The organism is Streptomyces sp. NPDC059008 (assembly GCF_042749045.1).
Taxonomy (GTDB): Bacteria; Actinomycetota; Actinomycetes; order Streptomycetales; family Streptomycetaceae; genus Streptomyces.
Map to the genome: position 1 here is coordinate 1 of NZ_JBHYJC010000081.1, position 16778 is coordinate 16778.

At 69.6% G+C, this 16778-nt stretch carries 18 protein-coding genes and 2 pseudogenes; 8 read left to right on the forward strand and 12 right to left on the reverse strand.

Annotated elements, in window-relative coordinates:
* The first annotated feature begins 161 nt into the window (after window positions 1-161).
* A complete protein-coding gene (locus ACFWZH_RS38375; RefSeq protein ID WP_384442801.1) occupies window positions 162-1340 on the forward strand; it encodes a GTP-binding protein in 1179 nt (392 codons plus the stop codon).
* A 185-nt stretch (window positions 1341-1525) separates the two neighbouring features.
* Window positions 1526-2887 carry a YibE/F family protein gene (locus tag ACFWZH_RS38380; protein ID WP_384442804.1) on the forward strand — a complete coding sequence of 454 codons (1362 nt, stop codon included), beginning with the start codon at window positions 1526-1528 and terminating at the stop codon, window positions 2885-2887.
* Window positions 2888-2943: 56 nt separating this feature from the next.
* Here the strand turns inward: ACFWZH_RS38380 and ACFWZH_RS38385 are convergent, their stop codons facing one another.
* The 5 genes from ACFWZH_RS38385 to ACFWZH_RS38405 all read right to left on the reverse strand — a co-directional run bounded on the left by ACFWZH_RS38385 (window position 2944) and on the right by ACFWZH_RS38405 (window position 6783).
* Window positions 2944-4119 carry a GTP-binding protein gene (locus ACFWZH_RS38385; RefSeq protein ID WP_384442807.1) on the reverse strand — a complete coding sequence of 392 codons (1176 nt, stop codon included), beginning with the start codon at window positions 4117-4119 and terminating at the stop codon, window positions 2944-2946.
* 9 nt (window positions 4120-4128) lie between these two features.
* Window positions 4129-4299: a 50S ribosomal protein L32 gene (rpmF, locus tag ACFWZH_RS38390; protein ID WP_384442810.1), complete on the reverse strand. Its 171-nt coding sequence runs from the start codon at window positions 4297-4299 to the stop codon at window positions 4129-4131.
* Between the two features lie 129 nt (window positions 4300-4428).
* Window positions 4429-5481, reverse strand: coding sequence for a WD40 repeat domain-containing protein (locus ACFWZH_RS38395; RefSeq protein WP_384442813.1), 1053 nt, complete (start codon window positions 5479-5481; stop codon window positions 4429-4431).
* 186 nt (window positions 5482-5667) lie between these two features.
* Entirely contained in the window at window positions 5668-6186 is a 519-nt protein-coding gene (locus ACFWZH_RS38400) for a luciferase family protein (protein WP_384442816.1), read from the reverse strand.
* A gap of 84 nt (window positions 6187-6270) precedes the next feature.
* The gene (locus ACFWZH_RS38405; RefSeq protein WP_384442818.1) at window positions 6271-6783 is read right to left on the reverse strand and encodes a CGNR zinc finger domain-containing protein; all 513 of its coding nucleotides are present in this window, start codon (window positions 6781-6783) and stop codon (window positions 6271-6273) included.
* 267 nt (window positions 6784-7050) lie between these two features.
* Between ACFWZH_RS38405 and ACFWZH_RS38410 the strand changes: the two genes are divergently transcribed.
* Entirely contained in the window at window positions 7051-7947 is an 897-nt protein-coding gene (locus ACFWZH_RS38410) for an alpha/beta fold hydrolase (protein WP_384442821.1), read from the forward strand.
* Between the two features lie 55 nt (window positions 7948-8002).
* On the opposite strand, the gene ACFWZH_RS38415 is transcribed toward ACFWZH_RS38410, so the two are convergent.
* Entirely contained in the window at window positions 8003-8719 is a 717-nt protein-coding gene (locus ACFWZH_RS38415) for a TetR/AcrR family transcriptional regulator (RefSeq protein ID WP_384442824.1), read from the reverse strand.
* Window positions 8720-8835: 116 nt separating this feature from the next.
* On the opposite strand from ACFWZH_RS38415, the gene ACFWZH_RS38420 reads away from it, so the two are divergent.
* Together ACFWZH_RS38420 and ACFWZH_RS38425 are read left to right on the forward strand one after the other, a co-directional pair.
* The gene (locus tag ACFWZH_RS38420) at window positions 8836-9543 is read left to right on the forward strand and encodes an NAD(P)-dependent oxidoreductase (protein ID WP_384442827.1); all 708 of its coding nucleotides are present in this window, start codon (window positions 8836-8838) and stop codon (window positions 9541-9543) included.
* 364 nt (window positions 9544-9907) lie between these two features.
* Window positions 9908-10000, forward strand: a pseudogene (locus ACFWZH_RS38425) (transporter); the annotation flags it as partial.
* Here ACFWZH_RS38425 and ACFWZH_RS38430 read toward each other — a convergent pair.
* A pseudogene (locus ACFWZH_RS38430) lies at window positions 9959-10230 on the reverse strand (IS5/IS1182 family transposase); the annotation flags it as partial. The pseudogenes ACFWZH_RS38425 and ACFWZH_RS38430 overlap by 42 nt on opposite strands.
* 209 nt (window positions 10231-10439) lie before the next feature.
* A complete protein-coding gene (locus ACFWZH_RS38435; protein ID WP_384442830.1) occupies window positions 10440-11369 on the reverse strand; it encodes an alpha/beta hydrolase in 930 nt (309 codons plus the stop codon).
* Window positions 11370-11479: 110 nt separating this feature from the next.
* Here ACFWZH_RS38435 and ACFWZH_RS38440 point away from each other — a divergent pair, with 110 nt between their 5' ends.
* Complete coding sequence (locus tag ACFWZH_RS38440) at window positions 11480-11926, forward strand: MarR family winged helix-turn-helix transcriptional regulator (RefSeq protein ID WP_384442834.1); 447 nt, start codon at window positions 11480-11482, stop codon at window positions 11924-11926.
* Window positions 11927-12313: 387 nt separating this feature from the next.
* Here the strand turns inward: ACFWZH_RS38440 and ACFWZH_RS38445 are convergent, their stop codons facing one another.
* Window positions 12314-12781, reverse strand: a complete 468-nt coding sequence (locus tag ACFWZH_RS38445; RefSeq protein WP_384442837.1) for a VOC family protein — start codon at window positions 12779-12781, stop codon at window positions 12314-12316.
* Between ACFWZH_RS38445 and ACFWZH_RS38450 the strand changes: the two genes are divergently transcribed.
* Window positions 12774-12950, forward strand: a complete 177-nt coding sequence (locus tag ACFWZH_RS38450) for a hypothetical protein (RefSeq protein WP_384442840.1) — start codon at window positions 12774-12776, stop codon at window positions 12948-12950. The genes ACFWZH_RS38445 and ACFWZH_RS38450 overlap by 8 nt on opposite strands.
* 140 nt (window positions 12951-13090) lie before the next feature.
* On the opposite strand, the gene ACFWZH_RS38455 is transcribed toward ACFWZH_RS38450, so the two are convergent.
* Window positions 13091-14059, reverse strand: coding sequence for a hypothetical protein (locus tag ACFWZH_RS38455; RefSeq protein WP_384442843.1), 969 nt, complete (start codon window positions 14057-14059; stop codon window positions 13091-13093).
* 194 nt (window positions 14060-14253) lie between these two features.
* On the reverse strand, window positions 14254-14853 hold the full coding sequence (locus ACFWZH_RS38460) for a short chain dehydrogenase (RefSeq protein WP_384442846.1): 600 nt from the start codon (window positions 14851-14853) through the stop codon (window positions 14254-14256).
* A 162-nt stretch (window positions 14854-15015) separates the two neighbouring features.
* On the opposite strand from ACFWZH_RS38460, the gene ACFWZH_RS38465 reads away from it, so the two are divergent.
* On the forward strand, window positions 15016-15879 hold the full coding sequence (locus ACFWZH_RS38465; RefSeq protein WP_384442849.1) for a LysR family transcriptional regulator: 864 nt from the start codon (window positions 15016-15018) through the stop codon (window positions 15877-15879).
* Window positions 15880-16144: 265 nt separating this feature from the next.
* Here the strand turns inward: ACFWZH_RS38465 and ACFWZH_RS38470 are convergent, their stop codons facing one another.
* Window positions 16145-16621 (reverse strand): nuclear transport factor 2 family protein, encoded by a 477-nt coding sequence (locus tag ACFWZH_RS38470; RefSeq protein WP_384442852.1) that lies wholly within the window; start codon window positions 16619-16621, stop codon window positions 16145-16147.
* Window positions 16622-16778: the final 157 nt, after the last annotated feature.

Genomic DNA, 16778 nt, shown 5'->3' on the forward strand with positions numbered 1-16778 from the left:
TCGGGGGGTGTGGGGCTGCCGCGGTTTCCCGCGGGGGTTTCACATTGGGTGGTGGGTTTGGGCGGGCCCCGCGGTGGCGTTGGGGGCCCGGGCCCTGGGCAACGGCCCAGAGCCGCGGCGCCACCCCGGCTACATCGCCCACCTCAATTGATAGGAGCCAAGTGCCCAAGGGGCTGTTGAGCATCGTGGTCGGGAACACGCCGGCCGCCCGGGGGCTCGTGGTGGACAACCTCCTGCGCGCGGCTCCCCACGCCGTGGTGCTGTCCGCATCCATCCACTGCCGGGACAGCGGGTACCCAGTGGTGCAACGCTTCGCCACCGGTACCGGCGTGCCGCAGTCCATGCCACGAGCGGCTACCGGCGACCCCGTGGTGATTCTCCGGCAGGACCTGCTGGCGATTCGACGCAGCGCAAAGGCCCCGCACACTGTCCTCGCCCTCTCCGACGATCTGGACCTCCTGCCGTTCCTGGAGGAGTTGTGGCGACCGCGGATGGGGGCCAGCGCACTCGGCGACTACTACGCACCAGCACCTGTTCTGGCCGGCATCGAGCCGGCGACTTTCCTGGCCGAGTTGGGATGTGTCCACCGTGCGGCTCGACTGTGGGATGGCGCCGACCGCACCGACCCCCTGACGCAGGCCGAGATCGCCGCCCGCCGGGTGGAGGCGGCGGACGGCCTGATCGTGGCGGCCTCGCCGAATGCCGCCGACCGCCGAGCGGGCGGGGTGGCCGTGCTGGCACGCCACCTCAATCCCTCCGCCACGCTGGTCGATGCTTCGTGGCAGCCGGGGCCAGGACTGGAGCTGCCGTCGTCGTTCCTGCGGCCCGCACCGGACGCTCTTGAGGAGTGGCGGGCTCGGCTGGAACCGGTGGCCGCGTCACGTCCGCTCCCCGTTACCGACCAGGGCGTGTCGTCAGTGGTGTGGCAGACCCGGCGACCGCTGCATCCTGAGCGGCTTGCGGAAGCACTGCCCACCGTTATGGCCGGCGTGGTGCGCAGCCGAGGCCACCTGTGGCTGTCCAGCAGGCCAGAGGCGGTGGTGACCTGGCGGTCGGCCGGTACGCACATGGAACTGCGTGCGGCGGACCGCTGGCTGGAGTCCGAAACCGACAGTGCCTGGCGTGCCGCATCCCCCCAACGACGCACACTGGCCTCGTGGTTCTGGCACGACTACTACGGCGAACGTCGCAACGAGATCACCTTCACCGGCACCGACCTCGATCCAGACCGGCTGCGCTCCGCACTCGACGCCGCCCTGCTGGACGACACGGAACTCTCACTGGGCGCGGACGGCTGGGCCGACTTCCCCGATCCCTTGCTCGGTGACCTTCCCCGCTGACCACGGACACCTGCCCCGGAGGCGTGGAAACGACCAGCGCAGGCCCGCACGAGCCCGGCTCGGCGGGCTCGTCGTGCGCGGCCTCCCGGCGTCATGAGGCTGTCTGTTGCACGGCCGGTCCGACATGCCGGCGCAGCAGGACGTACTGTCGGCACGGCCACCTGCGTTCCTGCAATGATCGGGCGGTGAGCAGCCCCGAGCACCAGACACATCCGCATTCGCACGCGCACGGCCATGGGCCCGCTGCGCCCGTTTCCCGTCATCTGCGCAAGGTCATCGCGGCGGTCCTGATCCCGTTCGCGGCCGCGGTGGTGGTCGGTCTGGTCGTGCTGTGGCCGGGTGGCGCGCCTTCGCACAAGCCGTCCGGCGTCGGCTTCGACCAGCCCACGGAACGCGCCACCGTGGTCAAGGTGGAGCAGGTGAACTGTGCCGACGTCCATGCCGAACAGCAGCCTCAGCCGACCTCACCGCCGGGGCAGCCGCCGGGCGGGGGAGCGGCGAAGGGCAAGGACTGCGAGCAGGCGACGATCAAGGTCACCACCGGGAAGGACGCCGGACGGACCTTCCAGACGGTGGTGACACCCGACGCCACGCGGTACTACACGACCGGGCAGAACGTGGTCGTCGCGTACTCCCCCAAGGCCCCGAAGGATCTCCAGTATGCGGTCACCGATGTGGACCGGACCTTCCCGATGTGGGTGCTGGCCGCGATCTTCGCCCTCGCGGTCGTGGTCGTCGGCCGGCTGCGCGGGGTGCTCGCGCTGGTAGCGCTCGCGGCGAGCTTCATGGTGCTGACGCTGTTCATCCTGCCGGCGATCCTGCAAGGGTCCAATCCGCTGGTGGTGGCGGTGGTCGGAGGCAGCGCGATCATGCTGATCGCGCTCTATCTGTGCCACGGCCTGACCGCCCGGACGTCGGTGGCGGTGCTCGGCACGCTCGCGTCACTGCTGCTGATCGGCCTGCTCGGATCGGTGTTCATCGGCTGGGCCCTGCTGACCGGCAACATCGACGACACCACGGGGCTGGTGCACGGCCTGTACCCGGACATCGAGATCCGTGGCCTGCTGCTGGCCAGCATCATCATCGGGTCGCTGGGTGTGCTCGACGATGTGACGGTCACGCAGACCGCCGCGGTGTGGGAGCTGAAGGAGGCGGATCCGTCGGCGGGTTGGCGCAAGCTGTACGGCGCGGCGATGCGGATCGGACGGGATCACATCGCATCGGTCGTGAACACGCTCGTACTGGCCTACGCGGGCGCGGCGTTGCCTTTGCTTCTGCTGTTCTCGATCGCACAGAGCAGCGTCGGTACGGTCACCACGAGCGAGGTGGTCGCGACCGAGATCGTGCGCACGCTGGTGGGCAGCATCGGGCTGGTCGCCTCGGTGCCGCTGACGACACTGCTCGCGGCGCTGGTCGTCTCGGCGGACCGCAGGGGGCAGGGCGCACCGGGGGCGCCCGCCGGGGCCGGTACGCCGTCGGGTGGCGAGGACGCCACGGGAGGGCGGTCCGGGCGGCGCGGGTCTCACGGAAGGCGCCGTAAGCGCTGAGTGACCCACCGGGTTGGGCGGTGCCGTGGCTGCGACCACCGCCCAACCCGGAGCTTTCAGGCCTGCGCCACCAGGTCGAGGTCCTGGTGCTCGTGTTCGCAGGCGTCATCGATTCCGTACGTCTCCCATGGGGGGAACGGGTCGCCGGACGGCTGTTCCCGTTCGGCCAGGAGGCAGTCGGTCAGGGCCGCTCGCAGCGCTTCGGCGCGCAACTCCGTTCCGATGAAGACCAGTTCCTGGCCCTGGCTGTCGCCGATGGCGCGGGCGCCGGACGGCTCGAAGCGGGCGACCGCGCCTGCCTGCGACCACAACCCGGTGACGTTCGGGCGGCTCGCCAGCCAGAAGAAGCCCTTGGAGCGCAGGATGGTGCCGTAGGCGCCGCTGTCGAGTCCCTCGGTGACGAAGGTCCACAGTCGGCCGGGGTGGAAGGGTGCGTCGGCACGGAAGACCGTGCTGGAGATGCCGTACTCCTCGGTCTCCGGTACGTGGTCGCCGTTGATTTCCCGCACCCAGCCGGGGGCCTGCTGAGCCCGCTCCAGGTCGAACAGTCCGGTGCCGAGGATGTCGCCGGCGTGCACCCGGCCGTGCCGGGCGGGCACGATGCGGGCGGCCGGATTGAGGCGGGTGAGCGTGGCGTGAAAACGGCCGGCGCTGTCCGCATCGACGAGGTCGGTCTTGTTGAGGACGATGACGTCGGCGAACTCGATCTGGTCCATCAGCAGGTCGCTGACGGTGCGTTCGTCGTCCTCGTACTGGTCCAGGCCCCGCTCGACCAGCCCGTCGCCTCCGTTCAGCTCGGGCAGGAAGTTGGCGGCGTCGACGACGGTGACCATGGTGTCGAGCCTGGCGAGGTCGCCGAGGGTCGCCCCGTCATCGCGCGGGAAGGCGAAGGTGGCGGCGACCGGCATCGGTTCCGAGATGCCGCTGGACTCGATGAGGAGGTAGTCGAAGCGGCCCTCGCGGGCCAGCCGGTCGACCTCTTCCAGCAGATCATCGCGCAGGGTGCAGCAGATGCAGCCGTTGGTCATCTCGACCAGGCGCTCCTCGGTGCGGGAGAGGGCGGCCTCGCCGCCGCGCACCAGGGTCGCGTCGATGTTGATCTCGCTCATGTCATTGACGATCACCGCGACGCGCAGGCCCTCCCGGTTGCCCAGGACGTGGTTGAGCAGCGTGGTCTTGCCGGCGCCGAGGAAGCCCGACAGGACGGTGACCGGCAGTCGGTTGTGCGTCATCGCGTCGGCTCAGCTCTCCGGGCGCAGCAGCCCGCGCTCGTACGCCTTGGCCAGTCGCTGCGGTACGAGGTAGGGGGTGCCGTCGATGGTGACGGTCACGAGCTGGGGAGTCGTGGCCTTCCACTGGGCGCGGCGGTGGCGGGTGTTGCTGCGGGACATCTTCCGCTTGGGTACGGCCATGGCAGCCTCCTGCGTGATCGGGTGCGGTGACGCTATCTGAAAATGGATGCCATTACCAAATTGGGGGACGGGGGCGGCTGACCATCGCGCGAGTGCCTCGGCTCTTGGCCTCGCCGCACAGCACCTCCGTCACTCCGAGCGGTGCGATGCGGCGTCTGCGTCGATGCCCAGGAGCGTGACGCGGCCTCCTCGTTCCGCTACGGCGAGCATGCGCTGTCCGATCCATGCAAGGCGGGTGGCGGGGGTGGTCAGATGCCATGCGGCGAGGGTGGCGTCGGTGTTGCTCCGGACTCGGGTGCTCGTGCGCCACAGTCGGACGGCGTGGTCGGACCCGGCCGTCGCGAGCATGTCCCCGTGCCCAGGCCGCCAGGCCAGCGCTGATGCGCATACGGGGAGAACGGCCAATCGCTCCGGCTTCCTGGGGGGTATGGACCAGACCGACAGGTGACGCTCGGCTGGTACGGCCAGCCGGTGACCACTCTCGCTGAACTCCGGGGCGTGCCGGCCTGAGGTCGCCTCGCACTCCACCGGCTGCTCCGCTGGGCGATGCGTCTCCCAGAGCACGGTCTTGTAGTGATGCGCCGAGCTGACGGCCCAGTGGCCATCGACGGACAGGGTGAGATTGTCCGGGGCTCCGCCGTAGGCATGCACGGCGACCGGTTCGCGGCGCATGGGCATGAAGCAGCGGACGTGGCCTGCCAGGGATACGGCCAAGAGGCGTCCGCCCTGCGCGCAGGCCATATCGGTGGCCGTGGTCGGGAGTGGCGAAGTGGACCACTGGGTCGTGCCATCGGTGTCAAAGGTGGTGACACGGCGCCCGTCCGCAATCGCCACGACGCCCGATCCCATCCAGCATGCCTTTATGCAGGCAGTGGCGGTGGGTCGCGTGATCAGCCGGCCGTCCGCGGCGCGCCACAGGCCGTACCCGCGGGGGCCCACCAGGGCGAGGTGATGTCCATCGGGGGAGAAGGCGAGATCCGTGACGCCTCCGGGCAGTGCGAGGTGGCCGTGCTCCTCGCCTCCCTCAAGGTCCAGAACCCGCACCCCGCCGCGGCGCCCGGCGGCAGCGATCAGGCCGACGCCCACTGCCAGGGAGGTCGGTTCCCAGGGGAGCCGCTTCGACCACAGCGGAGCGCCGTGCAGGCGCTCGGCCGTCGCCGGTGCGGCCGGCGCTCTCGCCATCACCGTGCTCCTGTCGCGGCCTGGGGTGAAGCGGTGTGGCGGTGGTCGGGCGGTATCCGTCGCGAGGTGTCGTTGCCGTGCACAGGCGCATCTTCCATCCATCGAAATGAGAATCATTTCCATTAAACACTGTCCGGAGGTCGGTTGTGTTCTGGGTCCGCTACGGGAGCGAGGGCGCCTTCCCCGCTACGTGCGACACCGGCCGAAGGCCCGCCGTGACCACCGGGTGGGCTGGCGGCGGGACGCCGGCGAGGAGCACCGGGTGCAGGGGTCCGTTCGGGCCGATTCGGTCGCCCCCTGCTGGCTGCCGGTCGCCAGCAGTGCGGCACTGACGAGCGTGGCGAGCAGGTCGATGTCGGAGCCCGCTTCGAGCCGGACCGTGATCCATCCGGATGCCGCGGACACCTTGAGGGCGCTGGAATTCCGCAGCGCCGGACGCAACCTGTCGATCATGGCGTGTGTCAGGTGTACGTCGACCTCGTTGTCGCCGTGGAAGTGCACGATTTCCTGGGCTCCGGCGCATAGGCAATCCCGTGCCCCGCAGCACGCACGCCCCCTTGAGAGCGCCGGCCAGTCGGAGAGACGGGCGTTCGCGTGTTCGGCCAGGTTCATGCGCTCAGCCTGCCCGACCCTGGCCCGGGAGCACAGAGTCGCGACGGACAGCATCTGGCCGCCTGAATGCAGCAGACGGGCCGTCAAAACCATGGAAAATTCTTGGACTTCACGCCTCCAAAGGCTGGCCTGAGACACCGTTCGGCCGCGGTCGGAAGCGAAGGAGCGCCGGAGTTACTACTCGGCTGCGCCGTCGCGGGTGCGCTGGTAGTGGCGCCTTGCCTTCATGCGGTTGCCGCAGACGGCCATGGAACACCAGCGGCCCTTGTTGGTCTTGCTGCGATCGATGAGGAACCGCCGGCACTCCGGGTTGGCGCACGGCCGCAGCCGGCCAGGCATCGCCTCCTGCAGTGCACTCCATGCCATGACCGCCTCAACGGCCATCCGGCGCTCCGCAGGGACGTCCAGCTCCCACGACACCCCCGCAGACGAGAGCTGCGGGAGCGAGGTGACGCCCTTCAGGATCGGGGCCAGCGCTGTGGCGGGCCGGCTGCCGCGCACCACATCCTGCAAGGCATCACGCGCCTGTACGAGGCTTCGGAGTTCGTCCGCGCCGCCGCTGCCGCCGTGGGCCTGCTGCCAGGACCGGGCAGCTTCCGGCTCTGCGAACTGGTCCTGGACGACGCCGTTGACCACCGGTGTGCTGTTGAGGAGCTCCAACAGCGCGTCCTGCTCTTCCCGACCGGCCATCCGCGCGCCCCTAACCTTATTGGCTCGCTTGGCAGGTTACATCAGCGCGCCATCGCGGCGCTGATGGGCTCGGCGCCCGGGCGTCTCGGGCCGGTCGGCCATCTGGGGTCAAGGGGCCGAGTCGACGCTCCTCATCTCGCCGCCCCGGTGGGTGGCGCCCGACCGCCATCCCCTCCGCACCTAACCTGTAAAAGCTTCTTGACAGGTTAGGTTCGAAGTGCTCGACTGGATGTATAACCACTAAAGCCGGGCAGGAAGGTTAGTGACATGATCACCGCAGTCCACCACCGAGCCGCCACGGTCAACGGTCTCGAGGTCTTCTACCGCGAGGCCGGAGACCCGAAGGCACCCACCGTGCTCCTCCTTCATGGCTTCCCGACCAGCTCGCACATGTTCCGCCACCTGATCCCGGCGCTCGCCGACCGCTACCACGTCATCGCCCCCGATCACATCGGGTTCGGCCAGTCCGCGATGCCGTCCCTGCAGGACTTCCCGTACACCTTCGAGGCCCTCGCCGACGTCACGTCCGGACTGCTCCAGCACCTGGGCATCGACCGGTTCGCGATGTACGTGCAGGACTACGGCGCGCCCATCGGGTGGCGGCTCGCCCTCCAGGCTCCGGGCAGCGTCACCGCGATCGTCACCCAGAACGGCAACGCCTACGAAGAGGGGTTCGTCAGGCCCTTCTGGGACAGCGTCTTCGCCTACGCGCAGGCGCCCGGACCGGACACCGAAGCCCCCATGCGCGACGCCCTGACCCTCGAGGTCACCCGCTGGCAGTACGTGAACGGAGTCACCGACACGAGCCTGGTCAGCCCCGACAACTGGGTCCATGACCAGGCGCTGCTGGACCGCCCGGGCAACGACGAGATCCAGCTCAAGCTCTTCCGCGACTACCCGACGAACGTGGACCTCTATCCCCGGGTCCACCAGTACTTCCGCGACTCGCAGGTCCCGCTGCTGGCGGTCTGGGGAGCGAACGACGAGATCTTCGGTCCCGACGGCGCCAAGGCGTTCACCCAGGATCTGCCCCAGGCCGAGATCCACCTGCTCGAATCCGGGCACTTCGCCCTGGAGAGCCACCTGGCGACCATCGCCGAGCACATGCGTGGTTTCCTCGCCCGCGTCCTCGCCGCAGAATTCGAGCCGGCCCCCGAGTCTTGACGGCGCCGCGGTCCGCCCTTCACCGCTCTCGTCCGTCACTTGGCGCTTCGGACGTTCAGCGCCGGCGCGGAATGCCCAGCGTCTGTGTGAGCTGGGCGAGTTCCTCCTGGAAGAGCTTCTCCGGGCTGGCGGTCTGGGTGCGCAGGTGACCGTAGACCTCCAGTGACACGAGGCCGTGCAGGTGCCCCCAGATGCGCAAGGCGAGGGCGACGGCTGCGGGCGGCAGGTCGGGGAAGGCGGGGCGTACCTTGTCGAGGAGCCCGGGGTCGAAGTCGGACCAGTTGAAGGCGCTGTCCTGGTAGAGGTGTTGGGCGTGGGGCCATGCGGCTGCCGCGAGGGCGGTGAGTCCGGTGCAGACGCGGCGTGCGGCATCCGGGGCCGGGCCGCCTGCGGGAGCCTGGTAGCCGGGGACGGGGTCGCCGTAGATGAGCCGGAAGCCCTGCGGATTCACCAGGGCCCAGTTCCGGAAGGCGTGGGCCCATGCCTCGATCTGGACGGCGGGCTCTGCGGCGGGGGCGGCTTCCCAGGCAGTGTCCACGGCGTCGGCCAACGCGGTGTACACGTCGTTGATGAGCGTGGTGACCAGGTCGTCCCGGGTCGCGAAGTAGCCGTAGATGGCGTTGGCCGTCATGCCCATCTCGCGGGCGATGGCCCGCAATGTGATGGCGTCCGGCCCGCCCGAGGCCATCAAGTCCAGTGCCACCTTCTTGATTTCGGCTGTGGTCTCGGCTCGTAGCCGCTCCCGCCGTCCCCTGCTGCCCGTGACTGTCACAACGGAGACTCTACAGCGTCCATTTAGTTAGTGCTGTGGCAAAACTTCACGGCGTATAGTTTCTGCACGGCGTCACTTCAGTGGCGTTCCGCAGCTGCATGCACAAGGGGAGAACCATGCACATCGGAGTCATCGGAGCCACCGGCACCATCGGCAGCCGGGTGGTCAGCGAGGCCCTCGACCGCGGTCACCACGTCAGGGCGTTCAGCCGTGACGCCACTCGGGCGCGGCGTGACGAGCGTCGGGACAACGTCACGTGGGCGAGCGTCGACGCCCTGGACCCGAAGAGCATCGCCGGCGCCCTGCCCGGCCTTGACGTCCTGATCAGCGGGTTCCAACCGGGCAACGCCGCCAAGGACTTCACGGACACCGTGCGGCGCTCGATCGCCGATCCGACCGTCTACGCGACGGCGGCGCGGGCCCTGCTGAAGGCTCTGGAGAGCCATCCGCGGACCCGGCTCATCGTGATCGGCGGCGCCGGCAGCCTGGAGATCGAACCGGGCGTGGTGCGCGCCGACTCCGACGAGTTGCTGCACACCACCCTCGACCAGCTCGGGCTGCCCCGCGAATACGCCGCAGCGGTACGCGGGCACCGCGACGCTCTCGACGTCCTGCGGGCCTCGAACCGGCTGTGGACGTACTTCAGCCCCGCGGAAGAGATCGCCCCCGGCGAGCGCACTGGGCGTTTCCGGGTCGGAGGTGACCAGCCTGTTCTGGATGCCGAGGGTCGTAGCCGGATCTCGGTGGAAGATGCGGCTGTGGCCCTGATCGACGAGGCGGAGCTGCCCCGCTTCGTCCAGCGTCGCTTCACCGTCGGCTACTGATAGCCCACAGCAGATCCCGTGGGGCAGTTCGAGCCCCACGGGCCAGGGCGACGCCTGCATGAGCCGAGCCGGCGGTCGGTCTTTCCAGGGCTGCGTGCTCGCCGACGAGAACCCGACCGGCGTCCGCCCCGAGCCGGTGGGCCAGGAGCAGGCGCCGCACCAGCGCGTCACCGACGTTGCCCGCGAGGCGGCACAACTGCCCGGCACCCGCGCCCAGATGCTCGGCCGGGTCCTGGACGTCACCGACACGGACACCGACACCGACGGGATCGGCCGGCTCGCCGAAGCCCTGCCGGGCCAGTACGGGGGGGCGTCGACCTGGACTGGCACGGCGGCACGCCCCGGCGGAACAGGACCGTACGTCATCGACTGCGGCCCGGGAGGGCGAATCGACTCACTCGGGCTCGACGAGAACAACGCGCCCGTGGTCGTCGAATACGAGCGCTGCACAGATGCCGTCCAGCGCCACGTGTGTCATCCCCTGGGTGCGGCAGAGGTCCAACACCTCGTGCAGATCAGGAGCTTGGGCGGCCAGCACACCGATGCCCTCATGGAGGTAGCAGTAGCCGGTAGCCTGTGAGATCCCGGCATCCCGGCATCCCGGGCCAGGCAGTGCACGCAGCCCTGTTCTCGGGATCAGCGCAGCACCAGCACCGCCTGGCCGAACGGGCCCAGGGCGCGAGAGCCGTGATCGCCGATCTGTCGACCTGGCCCAACTCGCGCTCATGGACCTGCCGACCTGGTGTGACTCCCTACCGGCGAAGGGCGCGCATACGCGAAGTGGTCCACGTCTGACCCCGCAGAGACGTTGAACCTACGGAAATTGAACCCGTGATGTCGGCGATGGTGCTCCTGCGGCCGTCGCCGACATCACGTGGAGGCAGTCGGGGTCGGTGTCAGTGGACCGGTTCGAGAGGGTCGGCGCCCGGGCGCCCGGCGCGCAGGTGGGCGGTGAGGAAGCGTGCGGCGCGTTCGAGTGCGGCATCCGCCTCGTCGAGGCGGCCGTAGTTGTGCTGGAAGACGTGGGGGAGGCCGGGGCCGACTTCGAGCGTGACCTCGACGCCGTCGGCGCCCGCGCGGCCGGCCAGCCGGACCGCGTCGTCGAGGAGCACCTCGTTCGCCCCGACCTGCACGAGGAGTGGGGGCAGTCCGGTGAGGTCGGCGAACAACGGACTGGCCAGGGGATGCGCCCGGTCGCCTGCGCCGACGTAGAGATCGGCGTCGGCGTGCAGGTCGGCCCCGGTGAAAATGGGGTCGGCGCTCTCCTTGGAACGGATGCTTCCTCCAGCGAGGGTGAGGTCGGCCCAGGGGGAGAAGACGACCACGGCGGCTGGTTGCGGCAGCCCGGCCTCCCGGGCGGCGAGCAGTGTGGCGATGCTCAGTCCGCCACCGGCGGAGTCACCGGCCATGACGAGGTCCCGTGGGTCGGTGCCCGATGCCAGCAGCTCGCGGTAGGCCGCGAGCCCGTCGTCGACAGCCGCGGGGAAAGGGTGCTCGGGCGCCAGCCGGTAATCCACCGACGTCGCGCGCAGCCCGGCGCGGCGGGCCAGTTCACCGACCAGCCCTGCGTGGGTGTCCGGTGAGCCGATGACGTAGCCGCCGCCGTGCAGGTAGAGCAGTCGGCCGCGGCCGGAGGCTTCGGCGGGCTCCAGTTCCAGGGTCGGCCGCCCGCCCAGGACGGTCCTGCGGGTGACCACGCCCTCCGGTGCGGGGCGGGTGATAGCCGCCGCGAAATCGCTGCGCTGCTCCTCGGGAGTGGGCCGTATCTCGCTGCGAGGGGCGGAACGGAGTACGGCGTCCAGGGCGTCGCGCTGCTGTCGGGACATGTGGGGCCTCCATGGGTCGGGGTGCGAGGATGGATTCCTTGGAATCCATCTGCCTGACTCCAACCGGATTCCGCGGAAGATGATTCCCAGGAATCTACTGAAAGGCTAATGTGAGACACATCACTCCGATCTTCAGCGATCTGGTCCGCGTCGAGACCCGGCTCTACAACGCGGTGAACGCCCGCTTGCGCGCCGAACAAGGCCTGGGGCTGGGACAGTTCGAACTTTTGGAGATCATCGACCGCGTGCCGGGGTGCCGGGTGCTCGACATCGTCGGCGAACTGGCGATCACGGTGGGGGCCGTCAGCAAGGCGGTCGACCGGCTGGTGGCTGCGGGCTGGTGCCTGCGGGTCGCGCATCCTCAGGACCGCCGCTCGTCCGTCCTCCGCCTCACATCCGAGGGTGAGGAGCAGCTGTCCGCTTCCCGCCCCATTGTCGAAAGCGAGCTCGTCTCGCTGACCGCGGCGGTTCCCCCTGACGACCTGGCCCGCATCGCCTCCACCCTGGCCATCCTTCGTACGGCCCTCGAGGCGGGCTCCCACGGCCGGCCGGGATGAGGGGACACGACCCGCGAATGGCATATGGCATCCGCCCCCGAGTCGAGTGCCGCTGCTTGGACCCGTAAGGCCGACATCGGGAATTCAATGTGAGTAGCCTCTGAAAACTTCACTTGCTGGCACGCTTCGCCCTGCGCGAGCCTTTCGCCGGCTCGGGCTTCTACGAGCTCGTGACAGGGTTTTGCTGAGGCGCCCTGAAGCGCCCTGAAGCGCTTTGAAGCGCCTTGGTGGGGCCTGAGTGATGTGGTGATTCGGCCGTTCGAGGACGGTGCGGTGGGCGAGTGGGGGCCTTCGCAACGGATGAAAGCTGTCAGTCGTGCAGAGGCCCGGGGGCCTGGTGAGAACGGGGTCAGGCTGTGCGCGCGGATGCTGGCGTGGTGAGGCTGGTCAGGAACCTGCGCCGGGCAGCCTCTGCGACAGTTCGATCATGTTGCCCCAAGGGTCACGGAAGAACGCCAGTCGTCGGCTGATGTCCTCGATCTCGAAGGGTTCACCGATCAGGTCGACGCCACGGCTGGCGAGTTCGGCGCGTGCTTCGTCGACATCGTCGACGTGGACGCACATGTGCTGGTAGCCGCCGTGCTGAAGGCTGACTCCGAGGTCGTCGAGGATCTCGTTCGGGAAGGGTACCGGTCCGGCCAGCAGTTCCACGTGGAAGTTGTCATCGTTGGGCGGACAGAGGTACGCGAGCTTCAGCTCACCGTAGGGCCATTCCTGGAGCACTCGGAAGTCCAGCTTCTCCGTGTACCAGGCCTTCGCCGCGTCGTAGTCGGGAACGCGGATACCAACATGGTGGCCGCTGAAGGACGAAAAGGGGCTTGAGGGGTTTTTCGGCGGGTGGGTCGGCATGGGCATCGCAATCACTCCTATCCTGCTGAATCTCAAGGGACGGCGCGATGAATCAGATGGTTCAGCCTATCGTGCGGTTCGGTGCGGAATCGTCAAGCTCCGGATGCTTGTGATCAGGTTCGATGGTTTGCCGTCTTTAGTGATCCAGTTGCAGTTCGCTATTCCTGATTCCTGATAGCCAGGGGAGCCTATTTGGCTGTACTCAGCTGACGTCCTGTCATGTAGTGGTCGTTCGTGACCGATAGCGCGGCGGGACAAAACCGCGTCACTGGAGTGGGTATCGAACCGCCGGACGGACCGCGCAGCTCCGCGGCGCTAACCCCGCCACCGCACCCCGTGCCGCCGCCGCAGCCTGTGGATCTCCCACCAGGCCACCGCCGTCACCGACACCGGGCCACCGAGGAACGCGCAGACCGCGAGTGGCACCGGGCCCGGCGGCAGGCCGCCTGCCGACAGGCCGAGGAAGGCGAACACCCAGACCAGGACGGAGGTGACCAGCGCGGGCAGCGCCGCGTGCAGGACGGACAGGTTGAAGGCGTGGCGCAGCGCCGGACCGGAGGCGAAACAGAGGAAGAAGATCACCCACCAGAACGGCGCCCAGCACACGAACATCACGGACACCCAGAGCAGCAGCCCGGGCAGCCCGTTGGCGCTCTTGGGCAGCAGCCCCATCCCCTCGCCCGCCGCCGTGAGCAGCAGTGGCACCAGCGTCCAGGCCCCGAAGTAGCACAAGGCCGAGCGACCGGCCGGCCACAGCCGCGTCCGCATGGCCCGCCGCGTCCCGGGCCTGGCTGCCAAGAAGAGCAGCGCCACCACCACCGCCGCACCCAACAGCGCCAACCAGGGTGCGAACAACACCCGTTGCAGGAACTGCTGCTGTGCCTCCCACACGTCCTGCCAGCCACCGAACACGGCCAGCAGCATCCCCGACATGACAAGGGCCACCCAGGCCCGCACCCGCTGCACCCGCAGCACCTCGGGATCCTCGACGTGCCCTTCCGGGCGTACGGGGAAGACCCGGCGCGCCATACGGCGGGCCGTACGGGCAAGCTGGTAGCCGACCAGCACCGGCACGGTCAGCCACCACAGACACGGAAAGAGCAGCACCAGCAACACCCCCGGACGCACCTGCTCCCGCCGCCCCCGCAACACCTCACCCAGCGGCGGCCATTCGTCCTCACGCAGCCGTCGCCACAGCGGCGTGTACGGCCGCGGCGGGTCGCTCGCAGGCCGCGGCCCGCCGTATGGCGACCGCCCGGACGGGCGGGGTGCGTCGAGGCTCATGGGCGTCCCTTCCGCGGTCCCGGAAAGGGACGCGACCCGGCCCGGCCACGGTTCCCGACCGGGCGCCCCGTGTTGCAGGGACGCGCCGGCCCCGGCCCCGGCGCCGGGCATGAGGCGGGCCATCGCAGCGGCGAGAGCCCCGCGAATGACGCGCCCACAAGGGCTGGGACCGTCGCGTTCCCGTGACCCGTCCCTTAGCGCACCCGGTACACCTGCCCTGTCTGTGCCCCCTCGACCGCGCGGACGTACGCCGTCGCGACGCGCGCCGCCGGGACGGGCTCCATGCCTGCGAAGAACGGCCCGTAGGCGGGCAGCGACTCCTCGGCCACCGTCGGGCTCACCGCGTTGATCCGCTGCGGCGGGAGCTCGATCGCGGCGGCGCGTACGAACGCCTCGACGGCACCGTTGGCCGCGGACGCGGCGGCCCCGGCCACGATCGGCTCCTCCGTGAGGATCCCGCTGACCAGCGTGAACGAGCCGGTCGCAGCCACGTGCCGGGCGCCCTGGCGGACCAGCTCCAGCTGGCCGAGGGCCTTGCCGCGGAACGTCGCCGCGAAGTCGTCCGAGGCAAGCTCGGCCAGCGGCTTGAACACGGCGTCGCCCGCCGCGACGGCCACCGCATCCAGCGGACCGACCTGCGCGTACATCCGGGCCACAGCAGCCGGATCGGTGACGTCGCAGATCAGGTCCCCGCCCGTGCGGCCCACACCGATCACCTCGTGGCCGCGCTCCGTGAGCGCCTTGCGCACCGCGGAGCCCAGCGTGCCGCCCGCGCCGACCAGAAGAATCCTCACAGCTCACCGTCCGATGTCTGAAGACAAACCCCCGGAAATACCGGGAGATCCCTGGGAGTACCCCAGGAGGGGATACCGGGCGAACCACCCGGCGCATCCGACGCTACGGATCACGCTCCACGCTCGGAAATGCCATCTGGGCAGCGACTATGCTTCGTACGCATGGATGTGGAGCTGCGTCACCTCAAGGCCCTGGCCGCCATCGCCGAGGCGGGCACGGTCACCGCCGCGGCCGCCCGGCTGCACATGACGCAGCCCGCCCTGTCCCGCACACTCGCCCAGTTGGAGGCGCGCGTGGGGGTCCGGCTGGTCGACCGCTCCCCCCGGCATCTGGACCTCACCCGGGCCGGGGCGACCCTCCTCGGGCATGGACGCGCCATCCTCGCTCATCTCGACGCGGCACTCGCCGACACCCGGGCCGTCGACCGGCCGCTGCGGCTCGGCTACACGTGCGCGGTGCTCGGGCAGCAGACCGTCCCGCTGCTGCGCTCATGGCGGCAGCAGCAGCCGCACGCCCCGCTCGAAGTCGTCCGGCAGGACAACAGCACCGCGGGCCTGGCCACCGGCGACACCGACGTGGCGGTGCTGCGCACCGTCCCCGCCGACCCGCGCATCCGCACCGAGGCCCTCTACACCGAGGACCGGGTCGCCGCCCTGCCCGACGACCATCCGCTCGCGGCCCGCGACCGGGTGCGCCTGGCAGAGCTCACCTCCGGCCCGGCCCTCCCGCTGGCGCTGTGGCCGGACACCGGCACCGCCTCGGTGGACCTCTGGCCCCCGACGCAGCGCCCGCAGCGCACGGTGGAGGTGCGCAACGTCGACGAGTGGTTGAACCTCATCGCCACGGGTGGCGCGTTCGGCGTCGGCGCCGCGGGCACGGCGGAGAGCCATGGCCACCCGGGGGTGCGCTTCGTTCCGGTCGACGACGCGCCCGCCGCCACGGTCTACCTCGCCCATCCGGCCCACCCCACGCACCCCCGCACGGAAGAGTTCCTCGCCGCGGTGCGGGAGGTGGTCAGCGCCTGACGAACGTGCGCTCCGCCACCCCACGATCTTGCCTGGACCGGAGCCGTGCAGGGCACCTCGGCGGACCGGGAGCTCATCGGAGGTGGACGGCCTCGCTCACCGAGGCCGCACCTTGGGCCGTTCCCACCGGCAACCGGCAACCGGCAACCGGCAACCGGCAACCGGCAACCGGCAACCGGCAACGGCGCGGCCTGCAAGGCGTACGCCCCGTACGCCTCCCGCGAGAAACGCGGCGAGTGGCCGTGATTGACGGGCCCCGCTGGTCCTACACACGCTCCGCCGGTACTGCGCAGGCCGCGGCGATTGCGGCGGAGTCCCAGTAGAAAGGGCGGACTTCGGCTATCTGCCCGTCCTTGACCTTGAGCGTCTGCAGGATGGGGAAGGCGAGCTCCCGGCCGCTGGCACGCGCGCGAGCACTGACCTGGGTGAGTACCACCGTGGTCTCGCCCGTGACGAGGAACTCCTGCTCCTCCATGTCGAACGATTCCCACGCCCGGCTCATCGCGAGAAAGAACGTTTCCATGCCCGCATGCCCGCGCCAAGTGCCGCAATAGGGAAGAGCAGCAGCCTGGTGCAGTACGACATCTGGAGCGAAGAACGGGGCCAGCAGATCGAACGAAGCTTCACCCGGGCCTCCTGCCGCTAGATACTCCGCCTCCGCCGCGTACATGCCGGTGAGAACGGCTGCGGCGTCTACCGCAAGTGGATCAGTCATGCCGCAAGCGTCGAGTGGATCAGTCATGCGGCAAGCGTGACGGGCCCCGCCAGGGCGTGCTGGCGGCAATCAGTCATCGACCTCTGGCCACAAACATCACTTTCGTAACAGGCCCTGGCAGTGCAACCTCGGTGACCAGCGGATTTCCGTCGGCGGCGCGCGCTCCGAGGGGCCTGGACAATCG